Annotated in this window: 15 protein-coding genes and 1 pseudogene; 11 read left to right on the top strand and 5 right to left on the bottom strand. The window is 64.6% G+C overall.

Going from position 1 to position 18,435, the window contains the following annotated elements:
- A pseudogene (gene cpsB / locus VGR99_RS29585) lies at nucleotides 1-154 on the top strand (mannose-1-phosphate guanylyltransferase/mannose-6-phosphate isomerase); the annotation flags it as partial.
- Nucleotides 155-224: 70 nt separating this feature from the next.
- Here the strand turns inward: cpsB and VGR99_RS29580 are convergent.
- On the bottom strand, nucleotides 225-1,724 hold the full coding sequence (locus VGR99_RS29580) for a phosphomannomutase/phosphoglucomutase (protein ID WP_326903488.1): 1,500 nt from the start codon (nucleotides 1,722-1,724) through the stop codon (nucleotides 225-227).
- Between the two features lie 170 nt (nucleotides 1,725-1,894).
- On the opposite strand from VGR99_RS29580, the gene VGR99_RS29575 reads away from it, so the two are divergent.
- Nucleotides 1,895-2,335 (top strand): hypothetical protein, encoded by a 441-nt coding sequence (locus VGR99_RS29575; RefSeq protein ID WP_326903487.1) that lies wholly within the window; start codon nucleotides 1,895-1,897, stop codon nucleotides 2,333-2,335.
- A gap of 101 nt (nucleotides 2,336-2,436) precedes the next feature.
- Nucleotides 2,437-3,321, top strand: coding sequence for an aldose 1-epimerase family protein (locus VGR99_RS29570; RefSeq protein WP_326903486.1), 885 nt, complete (start codon nucleotides 2,437-2,439; stop codon nucleotides 3,319-3,321).
- A 6-nt stretch (nucleotides 3,322-3,327) separates the two neighbouring features.
- Here VGR99_RS29570 and VGR99_RS29565 read toward each other — a convergent pair whose 3' ends face one another.
- Nucleotides 3,328-4,500: an acyltransferase gene (locus VGR99_RS29565; RefSeq protein WP_326903485.1), complete on the bottom strand. Its 1,173-nt coding sequence runs from the start codon at nucleotides 4,498-4,500 to the stop codon at nucleotides 3,328-3,330.
- Between the two features lie 276 nt (nucleotides 4,501-4,776).
- On the opposite strand from VGR99_RS29565, the gene VGR99_RS29560 reads away from it, so the two are divergent.
- Complete coding sequence (locus tag VGR99_RS29560) at nucleotides 4,777-5,592, top strand: response regulator transcription factor (RefSeq protein ID WP_326903484.1); 816 nt, start codon at nucleotides 4,777-4,779, stop codon at nucleotides 5,590-5,592.
- Nucleotides 5,593-5,650: 58 nt separating this feature from the next.
- Here VGR99_RS29560 and VGR99_RS29555 read toward each other — a convergent pair whose 3' ends face one another.
- Complete coding sequence (locus tag VGR99_RS29555; protein WP_414645198.1) at nucleotides 5,651-6,751, bottom strand: alpha/beta hydrolase family protein; 1,101 nt, start codon at nucleotides 6,749-6,751, stop codon at nucleotides 5,651-5,653.
- 324 nt (nucleotides 6,752-7,075) lie between these two features.
- On the opposite strand from VGR99_RS29555, the gene pgm reads away from it, so the two are divergent.
- The 4 genes from pgm (at nucleotide 7,076) to VGR99_RS29535 (ending at nucleotide 11,822) form a co-directional block, all read left to right on the top strand.
- On the top strand, nucleotides 7,076-8,722 hold the full coding sequence (gene pgm / locus VGR99_RS29550; RefSeq protein ID WP_326903482.1) for a phosphoglucomutase (alpha-D-glucose-1,6-bisphosphate-dependent): 1,647 nt from the start codon (nucleotides 7,076-7,078) through the stop codon (nucleotides 8,720-8,722).
- Between the two features lie 309 nt (nucleotides 8,723-9,031).
- Nucleotides 9,032-10,063 (top strand): Rieske 2Fe-2S domain-containing protein, encoded by a 1,032-nt coding sequence (locus tag VGR99_RS29545; protein WP_414645197.1) that lies wholly within the window; start codon nucleotides 9,032-9,034, stop codon nucleotides 10,061-10,063.
- Nucleotides 10,064-10,068: 5 nt separating this feature from the next.
- Nucleotides 10,069-10,830, top strand: coding sequence for a GntR family transcriptional regulator (locus tag VGR99_RS29540; RefSeq protein WP_326903480.1), 762 nt, complete (start codon nucleotides 10,069-10,071; stop codon nucleotides 10,828-10,830).
- Nucleotides 10,831-10,841: 11 nt separating this feature from the next.
- A complete protein-coding gene (locus VGR99_RS29535; RefSeq protein WP_326903479.1) occupies nucleotides 10,842-11,822 on the top strand; it encodes a PDR/VanB family oxidoreductase in 981 nt (326 codons plus the stop codon).
- 7 nt (nucleotides 11,823-11,829) lie between these two features.
- Here VGR99_RS29535 and VGR99_RS29530 read toward each other — a convergent pair whose 3' ends face one another.
- Nucleotides 11,830-13,791: a putative bifunctional diguanylate cyclase/phosphodiesterase gene (locus VGR99_RS29530; RefSeq protein WP_326903478.1), complete on the bottom strand. Its 1,962-nt coding sequence runs from the start codon at nucleotides 13,789-13,791 to the stop codon at nucleotides 11,830-11,832.
- Between the two features lie 365 nt (nucleotides 13,792-14,156).
- Nucleotides 14,157-14,522 carry a nuclear transport factor 2 family protein gene (locus tag VGR99_RS29525; RefSeq protein WP_326903477.1) on the bottom strand — a complete coding sequence of 122 codons (366 nt, stop codon included), beginning with the start codon at nucleotides 14,520-14,522 and terminating at the stop codon, nucleotides 14,157-14,159.
- Nucleotides 14,523-14,873: 351 nt separating this feature from the next.
- Here VGR99_RS29525 and VGR99_RS29520 point away from each other — a divergent pair, with 351 nt between their 5' ends.
- The 3 genes from VGR99_RS29520 to hemC all read left to right on the top strand — a co-directional run bounded on the left by VGR99_RS29520 (nucleotide 14,874) and on the right by hemC (nucleotide 18,250).
- Nucleotides 14,874-15,464 carry a helix-turn-helix domain-containing protein gene (locus VGR99_RS29520; RefSeq protein ID WP_326903476.1) on the top strand — a complete coding sequence of 197 codons (591 nt, stop codon included), beginning with the start codon at nucleotides 14,874-14,876 and terminating at the stop codon, nucleotides 15,462-15,464.
- Between the two features lie 154 nt (nucleotides 15,465-15,618).
- Nucleotides 15,619-17,244 (top strand): choline dehydrogenase, encoded by a 1,626-nt coding sequence (locus VGR99_RS29515; protein ID WP_326903475.1) that lies wholly within the window; start codon nucleotides 15,619-15,621, stop codon nucleotides 17,242-17,244.
- 25 nt (nucleotides 17,245-17,269) lie between these two features.
- Entirely contained in the window at nucleotides 17,270-18,250 is a 981-nt protein-coding gene (hemC, locus tag VGR99_RS29510; protein ID WP_326903474.1) for a hydroxymethylbilane synthase, read from the top strand.
- The last annotated feature ends 185 nt before the right edge of the window (nucleotides 18,251-18,435 follow it).

The following is an 18,435-nucleotide window of genomic DNA, read 5'->3' as shown; positions in this document are numbered from 1 at the left end:
GCATGAGAACGAGTCGATCTACATCCCGATGGGCGCGGTGCACCGGATGGAGAACCCCGGTAAAATCATGCTGGAGCTGATCGAGGTCCAGACCGGCTCCTATCTCGGGGAAGACGACATCATCCGGATTGAAGACGACTACAAGCGGAATTAATCCGCTTGCAGTCGTATTGCAGGTGGCTGCGGCCGCAGTGAGCGGTCGGCCACGGTGCTTTGGTCGGATCTCAGATCGTCTGATTGTACTCGCCGACTTCGGGATGGGTGCGTAGCACGCTGTTCACCATCTCGAACATGTCGTGCATGCGCTGCTCGGACACCGGGCTCTCAACCACGACCACGAGCTCGGGCTTGTTGGAGGACGCCCGCACCAGACCCCAGCTGCCGTCCTCGACCGTGACGCGCACGCCATTGACGGTGACGAGATCGCGGATCGACTGGCCGCCGATCTTGGCGCCCTTGGCCTGCAGGCCCTCGAAATGCTTCACCACCTTGTCGATGACGACGTACTTGGTCTCGTCGGCGCAATGCGGCGACATGGTCGGCGACGACCAGGTCTTCGGCAGCGCGTTCTTCAGATCGGCCATCGACTTAGCCGGCGCGCGGTCGAGCATGTCGCAGATCGCGATCGCCGAGACCAGGCCGTCGTCATAGCCGCGGCCATACGGCTTGTTGAAGAAGAAGTGGCCGGACTTCTCGAAGCCCGCGAGCGCGCCCGTCTCGTTGGTGCGGCGCTTCATGTAGGAATGGCCGGTCTTCCAATAAGCGGTCCTGGCGCCCTGCTTCTGCAGAATCGGATCGGTGATGAAGAGGCCGGTCGACTTCACATCGACGATGAAATGCGCATCCTTGTGGATCGCCGACATGTCGCGCGCCAGCATCACGCCGACCTTGTCGGCGAAGATCTCCTCGCCGGTGTTGTCGACGATGCCGCACCGGTCGCCGTCGCCGTCGAAACCGAGGCCGACATCGGCCTTGTGATGCAGCACCGCGTCGCGGATGGCGTGCAGCATCTCCATGTCTTCCGGATTCGGATTGTATTTCGGGAAGGTGTGGTCGAGCTCGGTATCGAGCGGGATCACCTCGCAGCCGATTGCCTCCAGCACCTGCGGCGCAAACGCACCCGCGGTGCCGTTGCCGCAGGCGGCGACGACCTTGAGCTTGCGCGTGAGCTTCGGACGGCTGGTGAGGTCGGCGATGTAGCGCGCCGGATAGTTCTCGTGGAACTGGTAGGAGCCGCCGGCCTTGTTCTTGAAATCGGCGTTGAGCACGATCTCCTTCAGCCGGGTCATCTCGTCGGGGCCGAAGGTCAGCGGGCGGTTGGCGCCCATCTTCACGCCGGTCCAGCCATTGTCGTTGTGCGAGGCCGTGACCATGGCGACGCAGGGCACGTCGAGATCGAACTGGGCGAAATAGGCCATCGGCGTCACCGCGAGCCCGATGTCGTGCACCTTGCAGCCCGCCGCCATCAGGCCGGAGATCAGCGCATATTTGATCGAGGCCGAATAGCCGCGGAAATCGTGGCCGGTGACGATCTCTTGGGCGACGCCGAGCTCTGCGATCAGCGCGCCCAGACCCATGCCGAGCGCCTGCACACCCATCAAGTTGATTTCCTTCTGGAACAACCAGCGCGCGTCGTATTCGCGAAAGCCGGTGGGCTTCACCATCGGCTCGGATTCGAAGGCGTAAGTGTTAGGCAGCAGGACGAATTTGGGCTTTGGGAACATCCAGGAGTATCTTCAGATTGAGCAAAGAGCCTGATCCTATCGTATCTCGCGCGCAAACGCGACAAGGTTTTCGTTTGGTGGAAGACAACGTGCCTTTCCTGCGATGTCCTCAATTGTTGAATTCATCAGGATGACAGAATCTCTTGTCTAGAGTTTTCAGCGACAGCGACGTGACCCTTGTCGGCGAGATGTGCGAGCGAAGACGATCGACCGGTCGTTGTGAAGATCGACGCCCGCTGGTGTTGCGTTTTAAAATTCAAGTGCTCCCAGCTGAATTTGCCGGACACCTGAGCAAATCATGCTCTCAGTGGGTCATCGCGCTAGAAAGGGAGGTCGACAACGTTCTGCTTCCGATGGTGTGCAAGCGCTTTCCGACGAGAGAAGCGAACAATTATTACGAGGCCGCAGCGAAAGTGATTAGTGAGCATCGTCTCTTGGCCGAGCTCGAATCCGAAGAGCGCATCGAACGACACATAGATCAGCTGTTGCGTCGCTTCTTCCAGTTGCAGGCCGCGGACGACGTGTTGATGCATCAAGGGAAAGCTTGCGTTGCAAGGCTCGGGGCATCGATTGTCTCCGATAATGCTCGTGAGCCGCCTGCTGACGTTTGACGGGTATTGCGGCGATCTTCTCCAAATGCGAGTAGTTTTGCAAATTGGAAGGCGTAAGTGCTTGAACCGGCTTTAATCCTGACGCGTGATGGGGCTTTGTCATGACCGACGACACGCACACGATCCGCAGTGGTGATCTCACCGCGACCATCAAGGCGCACGGCGCCGAGATGTGCTCACTCAAGCACAAGGACGGCACCGAATTCGTCTGGCAGGCCGGCCCGGCCTGGCAGCGTCATGCGCCGCTGCTGTTTCCGATCGTCGGGCGTCTTGCCAATGACGAAATGCGGCACCAGGGCAGGACCTATCGGATGACCCAGCACGGTTTTGCGCGCGACAGCCGGTTTGTGTGGGTGGAGCGTGGCGAGAGCCGGTGTGCGCTCCTGCTCGAGGATAGCGAGGCGACGCGCGCGCTCTATCCGTTCGCGTTCCGGCTGACGGCAGCCTATGCGCTCGACGACGCCGGTCTCGATCTCTCGCTTACGGTCGTCAACACCGGCAGAGAGACATTGCCGGTGTCGCTCGGCGGTCATCCCGCGTTCAACTGGCCGCTTCAGGCTGGGGTGCCGAAAGAGAGCTACGCGCTGACGTTCACGAACGAGGAGCCGTCTCCAGTTCGCGGTGTCGAGGGCGGCCTCCTGCTCGCGGCGACGAATCCGAGTCCCGTTCAAGGCACTGTGCTTCCTCTGTCGGAAGCTCTGTTCACCAACGATGCCGTCATCCTCGATCCCGTCAACAGCCACGCGGTTCGCTATGCGGCCGGGCAGGGCGCCGGGCCCTGGCTCAAAATGTCCTGGCGCGGCTTTCGCGAGCTCGGCGTCTGGTCAAAACCATCGGGTGCGCCGTTCCTCTGCATCGAGCCCTGGCGCGGCTATGCCAGTCCGGCCGGCTTCGATGGCGAGTTCAGCGACAAGCCGGGCCTGATGCATATCGCACCTGGCGCAGAAGAGCAGTTGTCGTTCCGGATCGATGTCGGGTGGTCCTGAGGCGATTTAAGAGCCGGCGCCGCGGCCGTTCAGGGCGACGCTTGCCGCGGCCAGTGCGTCCGCGTGCGTCGTGGCCTTGCCCGCTGACGTCAGGCGATGCGCCAGATCCTGTGCATGCCGCTCGACCAGATGCCAGGTCGCGCGCGCAACGAGATAGCTGAGCGCGGCGGTGACGACGTAAGCGATCAGCAGCGAGATCAGTCCGTCCGCGAGCGGCCAGACCTGGCGCAGGCCGTAGATCACCGCGAAGTGCGACAGATACATCGAATAGGAATTGCGGCCGAGCGCCTCGATCGGCTGGAAGCGGATCGCAAGCTTGATGCAGCCGGCAACCAGCGCGCCGAGCACGAGGTTGATCATCAGATAGTTGAATTCGTGCGAGCTCGTCGCGCGATCGGCGATGAAGGACAGCGCGATGAAGACTGCGAAGACCGCGGCGTCCGATTTCGCAAACCCGTCGCGCAGCGTGAAGAACAGCGCACATCCCACCAGGAAGACCGGGAGCTGGTTCAGGAAACTGATATGCAGTGCGTTCCAGACGAAGGCTTCGTGGCCCGGACCGTAGTAGGCCGAGAACGCCGCGAAGGCGAACGGCTTGAACAGACAGACATTGACGAGATGCAGCACGATCGCCAGCGCGAGGTAGAGATGGCGGCGCGCTCCGAACGCGGTGATCACGAACGGGAAGACGAGATAGAACGTCATCTCCGCGGCGATCGACCAGTCGCCGGGCACGACGCTGTTGACGCTGTCGGGCCAGAAGCCGTGCAGGAACGTCGCGGTCAGGATCACCTGAAGCGGGCCGATGCCGTTGGGCGCGTTGTAGCTCGGCCCCGTGCCGTTGACGACGAGGTAGAGCGGGATCGCGAGCCAGAATAGCGGCGCGATACGCAAGGTACGGCGGATGTAGAATTTGCGCGTCGGGTTCGCTTCGGTCCGCCGCGTCCACATCAGGCACATCGTCATCGCGCTGACGAAGTAGAACACGTTGACGCCGGTCCAGCCGCACATGAAGGCGTAGTCGACGGCGTGGATGTTCGATGGAAAGGATTGCGATACGTGGATCGCCATTACGCCGACGATGGCGAGACCGCGCAGGAAGTCGAGGCTGTGGGAGCGGCCGAAAACCGCGACGCTGTCCCCGGTTCGACCGGCGGCCAATCGGGCCTGCCCCTGCATCACGTCTGCTCCGTGGTTTTCCATCTGCACGCGAGGACCATAGAGCTGCGGCCGGCTTTTCCGAAGCCGAACGCTCTCTTTACGTTAACCAGCAGTTGAGTCCGGCGCCGAATGTGCGGGATCGGCGGTAGTGAAGCGGCCTCAGAGCATGATGATGCGCACGATGAGAATTGTGGGGCAATTCATACTTATTACTTCAATATCATGACCAATATTGTTTGGGCTGCACAACACGCCTAGTATTCCAGCAGGCAATCTCGGGGGCTCGAACCAGTCGTGAATGTTCGTTCACAGGACGGCGCTTTGCGCGACGACTTGAATTTTCAGGCTGCGCCGCAGGCACACAGGACATCCAACATCGTGGCTGATTCCGGACGTCAGGAATTGCGGCCCGCAGGTCGCGAGCGCCTGATCGTCGTCGAAGACGATCCGGTGACGCGGACCATGCTGGTCGGTTACTTCAGCGAAAACAATTTCGACGTGGTGGGCGCCGGCTCCTGCGCGGAATGCCGCCAGGCGCTGCGCGCGCGCACCGACCTCGTCTTCCTCGACGTGCAGTTGCCTGACGGCGACGGTTTCGAGCTCGCCAAGGAAATCCAGGCGACCAGCAACGCGGGCATCATCTTCGTGACCCGCCGCGACACCGACGTCGATCGCATCCTCGGTCTCGAGATCGCCGGCGACCATTACGTCACCAAGCCGATCAATCTGCGCGATCTGCTCGCGCGCGCCCGCAGCGTGCTGCGCCGGCGCTCGATCGACCGCAAGGCGGCGCGCAACCACAATTCGATCGCCTTCGGCGACTGGATCATCGACCTGACGCGGCGCGAGCTGCTCGGCGGCGACGGCAAGCCGGTGGCGCTGACGCGCGCCGAGTTCGACCTGCTCGCGGCGCTGGTCGGCGCCGATGGCCGGCCGCTCAGCCGCGACTATCTGATCGAGGTCGTCAGCAACCGCCAGGCCGAGGTCGACATCCGCACCGTCGATGCGCTGGTGGCGCGGCTGCGCCGCAAGCTCGTCGGCAGCGGCACGCCCGTGATCGCGACCGTCACCGGCGTTGGCTACAAGCTCGCGCTCAGCGAACGGCTCTAGCCTCATCCGCCGAAAGACCTGATCTTAGGAACAAGCTAAAGCGCGAGCTCCTCGCGCTTTAGCGCGCGCGGGAGCTCTGGTCGGTGGAGGTTTGCCGGCTCCCCCCGGCCAGCCGGTCGTCGACCGCATAGAGCGTGCAGGTCGGTGACCATTTCATGCAGGCCGCGAGCGAATCGCGCTGGGCATCGTCAGTGGTGGTGCGCCCCGAACGCCAGCCGTAGCCGCCGTTCGGCGACACCGCAAAAGCCTTGTGCGGCATGGTGCTGGCGAGATAGCGGGCGAACTCGGCCCGCGCCGCCTCGTTGAGCTGGCCCGGCGGTGGCAATGGATCGGGCGGGCTCAGGATGTCATGGCCGAGCCCGCGCTCGCGCAGGAAGCCATCAAGATACGGCGTCCATCGCGGTCGCCCGACCACGGAATAGAGATAATGGCCGTCGTCGCCGTAAGGCGCCGCCGCGATGAATTTCGCATTCCCGCCATTGCCGCGAAATCCGTCATAGAGCCGGCGCGCGAGCTCGGGGCCGAAGAAGGAATCGTTGGTCGCATAAACCCACAGCATCGGCACGCGCGAGGTCCTGCCGAAGCTGGTGAAGGCTTGCACGAGGCCATCCTCGTTGCAGACATCGTCGTCGTCCCGTGAGCCGCGGCCGCCGGCAAAATTGATCGCGGCGACGAGACCCGCCGGGGGCTGCGCCGTCAGCGCGACGGTGGCGAGCCCGCCGGCGGAATGGCCGGCTGCGATCATGCCTGACGTCGTGACGTCGGCCCTGCGTCCCATCGCGTCGATCGCGGCACGCAAATCAGCGACCGCAACCGCGGCGGCCGGCAGATAGGCGGCCTTGGCGCAAGTCCCGACGCTGTCGATGCGCCCGCCGGGCGAGGTGCCGTAGCCGCGCCGCATCACGATCAGCGCCGCGAAGCCCCGCCGGGCATATTCCAGCGCGATGCCGTAATATTTGTGCGCCGACATGGTCGCGCGGTCGTCGAAGCTGCGCGGCGAGCCGTGGCTGAGCAGCGCCAGCGGATAGCGCTTCGTCCCCGCGGGCCGCACCAGGAACGCCTCCAGCCCCTGTGGCCCGGCCTCCGCCATCGGGATGCGGAGGTCCTCGGTGTAGAATTCGGCAGCGCGCGCCGTCGCGCCGACCAGGGCAAGGCCCATGGCGATGCAGGCGATCGGCAGAAGCAGCTTGAGCGAAAGAGCCATGGGACGATTCGAAAAGGGCCTTGATGGCGTGGAGCGTAGCACAGTCTCCGCGCTCGATGCCGTGAACGCGCATCCATCACCGATACCCGTAGCCCGGATGAGCGCAGCGACATCCGGGGCGGGGTGATCCCGGATATCGCTGCGCTCATTCGGGCTACGGCACGGTCATTCCGGGGTGCCGCCCAAGTAACGCCATCCCCGTGGTGTGTTGTGGTTTGGCGGGGGCGCGGCCGATGCTATGCTGCTCTGCAATCTCTACGACAGGACGAGGATATTTCAGTGGCTGATGTTCATCCCGCGGCGGGCAAACTGGTCTCGCCGGACGCGCTCACCAACGTTCCACGGCTGGTGACGGCCTATTTCGCGGGCAAGCCCGACGTCGCGGACCCCGCGCAGCGGGTCGCGTTCGGCACTTCGGGCCATCGCGGCACCTCGTTCAAGAACACCTTCAACGAAGGCCATATCCTGGCGACCACGCAGGCGATCTGCGACTACCGAAAAGAGAAGGGGCTGACCGGCCCGCTCTTCATCGGCATCGACACCCACGCGCTGGCCGAGCCCGCGCTGGTAAGCGCGGTCGAGGTGTTCGCGGCCAACGGCGTCGAAATCATGATCGACAAGGACGGCGGTTACACGCCGACGCCCGTGATCTCGCACGCGATCCTCACCTACAACAAGGGCCGCACCTCGGGCCTTGCCGATGGCGTCGTCATCACCCCCTCGCACAATCCCCCCGAAGACGGCGGCTACAAATACAATCCGCCGCATGGCGGCCCGGCCGATACCGACGTGACCGGCGTCGTCGAGAAGCGCGCCAACGCCTATCTCGCCGATGGCCTCAAGGGCGTGCAGCGCATCGACTATGCCAGGGCGCGCAGGGCTGCGAACGTGCACGCCTACGATTTCATCACGCCTTACGTTGCCGATCTCGGCAATGTCGTCGATTTCGATCTCGTCAAATCCGCCGGCATCAATATCGGCATCGATCCGCTCGGCGGCGCCGCCGTGCACTACTGGCATCCGATCATCGAGCGCTACGGCCTGAAGGCGACGGTTGTGAACGAGGCGATCGACCCGACCTTCCGTTTCATGACCGTGGACTGGGACGGCAAGATCCGCATGGATTGCTCCTCGCCCTACGCGATGGCGAGCCTGATCGCGATGCGCGATCGCTTCGACGTTGCCTTTGCCAACGACACCGACGCCGACCGCCACGGCATCGTGACGCGCACCGGCGGCCTGATGAATCCCAACCATTATCTCGCGACCGCGATCTCCTATCTGTTCGCGCACCGCCCGAACTGGGGCAAGGATGCCGCGATCGGCAAGACCGTGGTGTCGAGCTCGATCATTGATCGCGTCGCCAAGAAGCTTGGCCGCAAGCTGGTGGAGACGCCGGTCGGCTTCAAATGGTTCGTCGACGGCCTCGTCGGCGGCAGCTTTGGTTTCGGCGGTGAGGAGAGTGCAGGGGCCTCGTTCCTGCGCCGCGACGGCACGGTGTGGACCACCGACAAGGACGGCATCATCCTCGGCCTGCTCGCGGCCGAGATCATGGCCAAGACCGGCCGCGATCCGAGCCAGCTCTTCAACGATCTCACCGCCGAGCTCGGCGTGCCGCATTACGCGCGCATCGACGTCGCCGCGACCGGGCCGCAGAAGACCATTTTGAAATCCGTCACGCCCGAGCAGCTTGGCCTGAAAGATCTCGCCGGCGATCCGGTGCGCGCCACCCTGAGCAAGGCCCCCGGCAACGGCCAGTCGTTCGGCGGCATCAAGGTCGAAACCGATTTCGGCTGGTTCGCGGCACGGCCGTCCGGGACGGAGGATGTCTACAAGATCTACGCGGAAAGTTTCCGCAGCACCGAGCACCTGAAGAAGATTCAGCAGGAAGCCCAGGCCGGGCTCGCGAAGGTGTTCGGCGCGTAAGACTCCGAGTTCGTACGGCTGTCAGGCCGCCGCTCCGAGGGCGAGCTTGCCGCATCCTCCGCTGTCATCACCCGCGAAAGCGGGTGATCCAGTACGCCGCGGCGGCAGTTACGTAAACCAATGGCCGCCGCGGAGTACTGGATTCCCCGCCTTCGCGGGGAATGACTCGTGGTTGCGTTTGTATACAACAAATTAGATATCGGTATTTAGATACGCTTATTTCGGTCTTGACCGATTCTATCCCTCCGTTATTGTATACATAACGCATACATAAGCTCTGGGAGATCGCCGGTGACAAAACCCTTCCCCATGAACGCCTGGTACGCCGCCGCCTGGGATGCGGAGGTGAAGCCGGCGCTGTTGCCGCGGACGATCTGCGGCAAGCACGTCGTGATGTATCGCAAGGCCGATGGCTCGGTGGCCGCGCTGGAGGATGCCTGCTGGCACCGCCTGGTGCCGCTGTCGAAGGGCCGGCTCGAAGGCGACACCGTCGTCTGCGGCTATCACGGCTTGAAATACAACGCGCAGGGCCGCTGCACCTTCATGCCCTCGCAGGAGACCATCAACCCGTCCGCCTGCGTGCGCGCCTATCCCGTGGTCGAGCGCCACCGCTACATCTGGCTCTGGATGGGCGACCCGGCGCTGGCCGATCCCGCGCTCGTTCCCGACATGCACTGGAACCACGATCCGGCCTGGGCCGGCGACGGCAAGACCATCCGCGTCAATTGCGACTACCGCCTCGTGCTCGACAATCTCATGGACCTCACTCACGAGACCTTCGTGCACGGCTCCTCCATCGGCAACGATGCGGTGGCCGAAGCGCCGTTCGACGTCACCCATGGTGAGAAGACCGTGACGGTGACGCGCTGGATGCGCGGCATCGAGGCGCCGCCGTTCTGGGCCAAGCAGCTCGGCAAGCCCGGCCTCGTCGACCGCTGGCAGATCATCCGCTTCGAGGCGCCGTGCACCATCGCGATCGACGTCGGCGTGGCGCCGACCGGCACCGGCGCGCCCGAAGGCGACCGTTCGCAGGGCGTCAACGGCTTCGTGCTCAACACCATCACGCCTGAGACCGAGAAGACCTGTCACTATTTCTGGGCCTTCGTGCGCAACTATCAGCTCGGCGAGCAGCGCATCACCACCGAGATCCGCGAAGGCGTCTCCGGCATCTTCCGCGAGGACGAGCTGATCCTCGAGGCGCAGCAGCGCGCGATGGACGAGAACCCCGATCGCATCTTCTACAACCTCAACATCGACGCCGGCGCGATGTGGTCGCGCAAGCTGATCGACCGCATGGTAGCGAAGGAAAACGCGCCGACACACCTCCAGGCGGCGGAGTAGGCCAAGTGAAAGCAGCGCCCGAGCGTGAGGTCGACCGCTCCGTCTCGCAGACCGTGAAGGCGCAGCTCGCGCTGCGCGACCAGATCCTGTCGGGTTCTCTGCGGCCGGGCGAGCGCATCTCCGAGCTGCAGGCGGTGGAGACCACAGGCGCCTCGCGCACGCCGGTGCGCATGGCGCTGGTGCGGCTGGAGGAGGAGGGCCTGCTGGAGGCGATCCCCTCCGGTGGCTTCATGGTGAAGGCGTTTTCCGAGCGCGACATCTCCGACTCGATCGAGCTGCGCGGCACGCTGGAGGGCCTTGCCGCGCGCTTCGCCGCCGAGCGCGGCGTCTCCGCGCGCGAGCTCGAGCCGCTGAAGGAATGCCTGGCTGCGATCGACGAGCTGCTCCGGCAGGTGCCGATCTCGATCGAGGCCTTCTCCTCCTATGTCGCGCTGAACGCGCGCTTCCATGCGCTGCTGACCGAATTGTCGCGCAGCCCGCCGCTGATCCGGCAGATCGACCGCGCCTCGGCGTTGCCGTTCGCCTCGCCCAGCGGTTTCGTGATGGCGCAGTCGGCGCTGCCCGAAGCGCAGCAGATCCTGATCATCGGGCAGGAGCACCACCGCGTCGTGATCGACGCGATCGAGAACCGTGAGGGCGCGCGCGCCGAGGCGGTGATGCGCGAGCATGCGCGGCTCGCGGTGCGAAACCTGAGGCTTGCGCTGCGCAACCGGACCCATCTCGATCTCTTGCCGGCGCTGGCGCTGATCAAGACCGCAACCGACTAAGGGGTGCCGCCATGCGCTTCATCGAAACCTGGATTCCGGCAACGCTCGTTGCGACGCGTGATCTCGCCCCCGGCATCCGCGAATTCCTGATCCGGCCGGACCAGTTCGACGGCGCGGCCTATCCGGTCGGCAGCCACATCAATGTCAGCGTGACCATCGATGGTCTGCCGGAGACGCGGTCCTATTCGCTGGTCGGCGAAGCCTCCTCGGGCGGCTTCAAGATCGCGGTGCGACGTGCTGAGGATTCCCGCGGCGGCTCGCGCTACATGTGGTCCTTGCAGCCCGGCGCGCGGCTCGACATCACGCAGCCCGCTTCGCTGCTCGCGGTCGACTGGGCGCGCCAAAACTATTGCCTGATCGCCGGCGGCATCGGCATCACCCCGATCCTCGGCGCCGCGCAGGCGCTGGCGCGGCGCGGGGCCGATGTCACGCTGCATTATGCCGTCCGCTCGCGCGCCGAGGCCGCCTATCTCGACGATCTCGCAGTTCAGCTCGGCGATCGCCTGGTGGTCCATGCCGGCGACGAAGGCAAGCGGCTCGATCTCGACGCGCTGTTCGCCTCATTGCCGCAAAATACACTGGCGCTGTTCTGCGGTCCGATGCGGATGCTGGATGCCGCGCGTCATGCCTGGATCGGCGCCGGCCATCCGCTGCCTGATCTGCGCTACGAGACCTTCGGCTCCAGCGGCACGCTGCCGACCGAGAGTTTTCGCGTGCGCCTGAAAGATTCCGGTGTCGAGCTCGAAATCCCGCGCGAGCGCTCGATGCTCGATGTCCTCAACGCCAGCGGCCACGACGTGATGTACGATTGCAAGCGCGGCGAATGCGGCCTGTGCGCCATCGACGTGGTCGAGGTCGACGGCGAGATCGACCATCGCGACGTCTTCTTCAGCGACCATCAGAAGCAGAGCAACGAAAAGATCTGCGCCTGCGTCTCGCGCGCGCGGGGCACGATCACGGTGGATACGCTGCTGCGGGCGGACGCGATCTGAGGGCGCCCTACGCCGCGAAGATCGCCCGCTTCTTCTTCGCGGCGAGCAGCGCCGGAACGTTCTCGGCCGCCACGGGCCGGCTGATCAGATAGCCCTGCACCTCGTCGCAGGCGATCTGGCGCAGATAGTCGAGCTGGTCGGCGGTCTCGACGCCTTCGGCAACGACGTCGATGTTGAGGTCGCGCGCCAGCGAGATCACCGACTTCACGATCGCGGCGCAGTCCGGCTGCACCAGCATGTCGCGGATGAAGGACTGGTCGATCTTGATGCGGCTGAACGGCAGCTTGCGCAGATAGGTGAGCGAGGAGAAGCCGGTGCCGAAATCGTCGAGCGCCACGGTAACGCCGAGCTGCAGCAGCGCGTTCAGGATCGATGCGGCCGAGCCGTATTTCGATAGCAGCATCGATTCCGTGATCTCGATCTCGAGCCGGCTGGGAGAGACCTTTGCGTCGGCGAGCGCCTGCACGATGGTCTGCAGGACGGCCGTGTTGTGAAACTGCGCGGCTGAGAAGTTCACGGCAACCCTGATGTCTTCCGGCCAGTCCGCCAGCGTCGCGCAGGCGCGCCGGATCACCCATTCGCCGATCTCGTGGATCAGTCCGGTCTCCTCGGCGATTCCGATGAATTCGCTCGGCGGCACCAGGCCACGCGCGGGGTGCTGCCAGCGCAGCAGCGCCTCGAAGCCGGTGATGCGGTTCTCATCGAGATCGAGGAACGGCTGGAAAACGAGAAACAGCTCGTCGCGAGCGATGGCGCCCTCGAGGTCGGATTGCAGCGCCTTGCGGTCACGCGAAACCCTGTCGTCGCTGGCTTCGAAGAAGCAGACCGTGCCCGGCCCAGCCTTCTTGGCGCGGTAGAGCGCCGCGTCCGCGTTCTTCATGACGTCGAGCGCCGTGGTGCCGTCCCGCGGCGCCAGTACGATTCCGACGCTGGTCGCGCCGGCGATCTGGCGGCCCTCGATCTGGAACGGCTCGGTGAAAGCGGCAACGAAGCGCTCGGCGATCTCGAGCGCATCCTCGGGTCGCGCCAGATTGGCCATCACCAGCGCGAACTCGTCGCCGCCGATACGCGCGACATGCTCGGCCGCGCGCGTGCAGCGCTGCAGGCGGCTTGCGACCTGGACCAGGAATTCGTCGCCGGCGGGATGGCCGAACTTGTCGTTGACCTCCTTGAAGCGATCGAGGTCGAGCAGCAGCACCGCGAACTCCTCGCCCGACAGGCTCAGGCGTTTCAGCGCGGCATCGAGCGTCTCGTTGAAGGCGAAGCGGTTGGGCAGGTGCGTCAGCGGATCCTGTCGCACGGTGCGCTCGGCTTCGACCTGCCGGATCACGCGCCGCGCGAACGAGAACGAGTTGACGAACACGGCGCGCAGCAGCACGGTGCCGTAAACCACGACCAGGATCGCCACCAGCACATAGGCGGGATCGCCGTCGCGGCTGAGGCAGATCGCGATGCCGACGAAGATCGGCGCCGTGAAGGCGATGGCCGCGATCGGGATGGCGGCAAAGGCCAGCGCGCCGCCGGCCAGCATGCCCGAGCAGAGGCAGGTGATGACGAGCTGGCCGCCGGGGGAGGCATCGGCGAAGAAGGCGACCGGCACGATGCCCCAGGCCGCGCCGAGGACGAAGGCATTGCGCACCAGCCGATGCATGGCGCGGCGCGAGACGAATTGCGGTTTGGTGATGCGGCGCGAGGCGTGGGATTGCAGCCCGAACCCGATGGCTGCGCCGGCGACGATCACCGCCCAGGTCAGCGCGAGCTTCCAGTCCGGCGCATGCCACAGCGCGATCGCAAGCACGACGGCGTTGCAGGCGTTCGCGAGCATGATGCCGACGGAATAGCCGAGCACGAGCGACATCTGCTCGGCGCGGATATGGCCGGCCATCGCTTCGTCGGTTGCAGGACCGCCGAACGCCGACAGATCGCCGGCGAACAGCCGCGCGAAATAGCTGGTCAGTTGAGTCCGCATACCAGAGCCTGCAGCAGCATGGGCCGTTTGTCCGGCTCGATCGCGAGAATTCGCTGCAAACCTTTGACGAACTATGAATTATTTACGCTTGTCGCGGCCGCCGTGACCACTTCTGCGTGTTCCATCGGCAGTATCGATAACAAATCGATACAAAACCGGCGCGCCGCGTTACGGGTGTAACGCGAGGAGTGCTCGGCCTGCATGGTTCGAGACGCGCCGCGGGCGGCGCTCCTCACCATGAGGGTCTAGGGCTCTGCCGTGTCACAAGACCTCATCCTGAGGAGCCCGCCAAAGGCGGGCGTCTCGAAGGATGGCCGCAAGCGGGGCTGCCGGCCCGCCGTCCCGCGAAACGTAACGGCGCCTCGTCACCGTCCCAATTGCTTCGGATCGTAATAGAATCGTTCTTCAATCAGCTTATCGCCCCGCCAGGTCTGCCACGCGATCTCGTCCAGCGTTCGGATGACGCCTTCGGCATTCGTGAAGCTGAAGGTCCAGCGCGTGGCGACATGGTCGCCCTCGATCATGCTCGGCCCGACGCGGACGGCCTTGACCTCTTTGGAGGCCGCCAGCACGCCGCGCTCCTTGGCGAGGAGCTTGTCGCGGCCGACCGTCGGGGCGGCGTTGTTCTCGTAAGTTGCGGCATCGGGCGTATAGAAGTGCTCGATCGCGCCGACGAAATCCCCATCCTCCAGCCGCTTCGCAAACGCTTCAACGATGTCACGGCTCGGCATGGTACACCTCACGATTAAAACCGACTGATAGTCGGTAAATACCGACTGGTAGTCGAAAAGTCAACTGGCCGCCTGTGCCGAATTCGATTACAGCCTGATGAGATGAAACTCGGCCGGTGCCCCGACGAAAGTTCGTTCCCTCCCCCCTTGCGGGGGAGGGCTAGGGAGAGGGGTAGCCCAGCAAAGAGCGCCAGTTGTTGAAGATGCACCAAGCAGACGCGCTCTCGATAGAATTCCCCGTGTGGCACCCCTCTCCCTGACCCTCCCCCGCAAGGGGGGAGGGAATGGAGAGAGCGCCGCTCGTGGCCTAACGCGCTTCGACTTCAATCCACCACGCGATAGACGAGACCCATGGCGAAACAGGCGGAGCGGCGGGCGGCGACGACGGAGGCGATCCTGACGGCGGCGCGCCGGCTGTTTGGGACGCAGGGCTTTGCTGCGACCACGATGGACGAGATTGCGGAAGGGGCGCGCATCGCCAAGGGCGCGGTCTATCATCACTTCAAGACCAAGGAGGCGGTGTTCGAGGCCGTGTTCGACCTGGTCTCGCGCGATCTCGTCGTCGAGATCGACAGCGCCGCCCGCACCGAGAAGGACGTGCTCGCCGCGATGGTCGCCGGCACCCAGCATTATTTCGCAGCGACTGCCAAGGGGCCGACCGGCCAGATCATCCTGCGCGACGGCCCCGCCGTGCTCGGCTGGGAGCGCTGGCGCGAGATCGACGCGAAGCATTTTGGCGGCAAGATGCCGCGCGCGCTCTCGGTGGCGATGGAGGCCGGCTTGATCGCAAAACAGCCGGTCGAGCCGCTGGCGCGGCTGCTGCTCGGCGCGGTGACGGAGGCTGCGGTCGCCTGCGCCGGACGCGCCGATATCGCAAGGGCGGGCGCGGAATATGCCCGTGCGTTCAAGTCGCTGGTCGAAGCGCTGCGCCTGCGCGCATGATTGTGCTAAAGCATGATCCGGAAAAGTGCGCAGCGGTTTTCCGAAAAGATCATGCTCAAACAACGACCTAAAGCGCGATGACAATTCATCCAAATCGAATCGCGCTTTAGTGACGAAACGGAAACGCCCCCACCAACAAGAAGAAGCGTAGCGCATGAACGCAAATTCCCCCCTCGCGCCATCCGATCCCGAATTCGACTACATCATCGTCGGCGCCGGCTCGGCCGGCTGCGTGCTCGCCAACCGCCTGTCGGCGAACGGCAAGCACAGCGTGCTGCTGCTCGAGGCCGGGCCAAAGGATTCCAACATCTGGATCCACGTGCCGCTCGGCTACGGAAAGCTGTTCAAGGAAAAGACCGTCAACTGGATGTACCAGACCGAGCCGGAGCCTGAGCTGAAGGGCCGCCAGGTGTTCCAGCCGCGCGGCAAGACGTTGGGCGGATCGAGCTCGATCAACGGTCTGCTCTACGTCCGCGGCCAGCACGAGGACTATGATCGCTGGCGCCAGCACGGCAATGCCGGCTGGGGCTATGACGACGTGTTGCCCTATTTCAAGAAAGCCGAGAACCAGACGCGCGGCGCCGATCAATATCACGGCACCGGCGGCCCGCTGCCGGTCTCCAACATGGTCGTGACCGATCCGCTGTCGAAGGCTTTCATCGACGCCGCGGTCGAGACCGGTCTGCCCTACAATCCTGATTTCAACGGCGCCACGCAGGAAGGCGTCGGCCTGTTCCAGACCACGACGCGCAACGGCCGCCGCGCCTCGACGTCGGTGGCCTATCTCGGTCCCGCGAAGACGCGCAGCAATCTCAAGGTCGAAACCGAGGCGCTCGGCCAGCGCGTGCTGTTCGAGGGGCGCCGCGCGGTCGGCGTCGAGTATCGCCAGGGCGCGACCGTGCGCCGCGCGCGGGCGCGGAAAGAGGTCGTGCTGTCGAGCGGTGCCTACAACTCGCCGCAGCTCCTGCAACTCTCCGGCGTCGGCCCTGCCGATCTCCTGCGCAGGCACGGCATCGACGTCGTGCTTGATGCGCAAGGCGTCGGCCACGATCTCCAGGACCACATGCAGGTCCGCATCGTGATGCGCTGCTCGCAGAAGATCACGCTCAACGACACCGTCAACAATCCGCTCCGCCGCACGCTCGCCGGGGCGCGCTATGCGCTGTTCCGGAAAGGCTGGCTGACGATCGCGGCCGGCACGGCGGGCGCGTTCTTCAAGACCAGTCCGCGGCTGGCCTCGCCCGACATCCAGGTTCACTTCCTGCCGTTCTCCACCGACAAGATGGGCGAGCGGCTGCACGATTTCTCCGGCTTCACGGCGTCGGTGTGCCAGCTCCGTCCCGAGAGCCGCGGCTCCCTGCGGATCAGGAGCGCCGACCCGACGGTGCCGCCGGAAATCCGCATCAACTACATGTCGACCGAAACCGACCGCACCACCAATGTCGAAGCCATCAAGATCCTGCGCAAGATCCTGAATGCGCCGCCGATGAAGCCGTTCGTGATCAACGAATACGATCCCGGGGCGAAGGTATCCACGGACGCCGAGATCCTGGATTATTGCCGCGACCGTGGCAGCACCATCTACCATCCGACCTCGACCTGTCGTATGGGCAATGACGCGCTCGCGGTGGTGGACCAGCGGCTGAAGGTGAGGGGGCTCGAAGGCCTTCGCGTCGTCGACGGTTCGATCATGCCGGACCTCGTCTCGGGCAACACCAACGCGCCGATCATCATGATCGCGGAGAAGGCCTCCGACATGATATTGCAGGATGCGCGATAAACGCGCCTCTCGAAAGGACTTGGACTTGGCTACGCGATTCAAGATCGGCACCCGCAAGAGCGCGATGGCGCTGGCACAGACGGAAGAGATTGCGCGCCGCCTGACCGCCGCCATGCCCGGTCTCGACGTCGAGATCGTCAAGTTCGACACCACCGGCGATCTGGACCAGACCAGCAAGCTCCTGCCGCATGGCGGCAAGGGCGGCGCCTTCGTGGCGCAGATCCGCGCCGCCGTGGTTGCGGGCGAGCTGCAGGCTGCGATGCATTCGCTCAAGGACATGCCTGGTAACGAGGACACGCCCGGCCTCGTCATCGGCGCGACGTTGTCGCGCGATCCGCCCGGCGATGCGCTGGTGCTGCGCGAGGGCGTGACGCTGGACGCGCTGCGCCAGTCCCGCGGCAAGGGTTTCAAGATCGGCACCAACGCGGTCCGCCGTGCCGCCTATGCGCGGCGGTTGTTTCCGGACGTTGAAGTAATCCACTTCCGCGGTGCGGCCGACACGCGGGTGCGAAAGCTCGACAATGGCGAGATGCAGCGCCTGCCGGATGGCGGCGCTGTCGGACCTGCGGACGCGCTGATCATGGCGCGCTCTGGTCTCGACCGCGTCGGTCTCGCGGATCGTATCGCCTACGAATTCACCGCGGCCGAGATGCTGCCCGCGGCGGGGCAGGGCATCGTGGCCGTCGAATGCGCCGCGCAGGACTGGCAGACGCGGCAAATCCTCGCATCGATCGACGATCCCGCCGCGCACGCCTCCGCCGATGCCGAGCGCGAAGTGCTGTGGGTGCTCAACGGCCACTGCAATTCGCCGGTTGCCGGCTTCTCGACCATCGAGGGCGATCAGATGTCGCTGATCGCCTCGGTGCTCGACCTCTCCGGCAACACCATCATCGAAGCCTCGCGCGCAGGCCCCGCCAATCGCCCGCGTGAGCTCGGTCGTAGCGTAGGGCTGGATCTGCTGGGCAAGGGCGCCGCCGAGATCATCGAGCGCAGCCGGCCGCGCTAGCCTTTGGGCAAAATGGCGTTGGGGTGATGGTGGCAGTATGCCCCTGTTTTGCCCGACGAGGCTGAGCAAGAATTGGTTTGTTGGCTGTCCTAGGCCGTAGCGAACCGGGCGATTGCGATCTGGGGCTGGAATATTCGCCAAGAGGTCGATAGAGCAACCTTTATGCCCTGCAGGAGGGTTACGAA

This window comes from Bradyrhizobium sp., from assembly GCF_035935975.1.
GTDB lineage: Bacteria > Pseudomonadota > Alphaproteobacteria > Rhizobiales > Xanthobacteraceae > Bradyrhizobium.
Note: the sequence above shows the minus strand (reverse complement) of the source record. Positions and strands in the feature narration are given on the sequence as shown.

What these genes read in the sequence shown, in the direction of transcription:
- VGR99_RS29580 (WP_326903488.1), bottom strand. Translation starts at nt 1,724, where the DNA reads ATGTTCCCAAAGCCCAAATTCGTCCTGCTGCCTAACACTTACGCCTTC.
- VGR99_RS29570 (WP_326903486.1), top strand. Translation starts at nt 2,437, where the DNA reads ATGACCGACGACACGCACACGATCCGCAGTGGTGATCTCACCGCGACC.
- VGR99_RS29565 (WP_326903485.1), bottom strand. Translation starts at nt 4,500, where the DNA reads ATGCAGGGGCAGGCCCGATTGGCCGCCGGTCGAACCGGGGACAGCGTC.
- VGR99_RS29555 (WP_414645198.1), bottom strand. Translation starts at nt 6,751, where the DNA reads ATGGGCCTTGCCCTGGTCGGCGCGACGGCGCGCGCTGCCGAATTCTAC.
- VGR99_RS29545 (WP_414645197.1), top strand. Translation starts at nt 9,032, where the DNA reads ATGAACGCCTGGTACGCCGCCGCCTGGGATGCGGAGGTGAAGCCGGCG.
- VGR99_RS29535 (WP_326903479.1), top strand. Translation starts at nt 10,842, where the DNA reads ATGCGCTTCATCGAAACCTGGATTCCGGCAACGCTCGTTGCGACGCGT.
- VGR99_RS29530 (WP_326903478.1), bottom strand. Translation starts at nt 13,791, where the DNA reads ATGCGGACTCAACTGACCAGCTATTTCGCGCGGCTGTTCGCCGGCGAT.
- VGR99_RS29525 (WP_326903477.1), bottom strand. Translation starts at nt 14,522, where the DNA reads ATGCCGAGCCGTGACATCGTTGAAGCGTTTGCGAAGCGGCTGGAGGAT.
- VGR99_RS29520 (WP_326903476.1), top strand. Translation starts at nt 14,874, where the DNA reads ATGGCGAAACAGGCGGAGCGGCGGGCGGCGACGACGGAGGCGATCCTG.
- VGR99_RS29515 (WP_326903475.1), top strand. Translation starts at nt 15,619, where the DNA reads ATGAACGCAAATTCCCCCCTCGCGCCATCCGATCCCGAATTCGACTAC.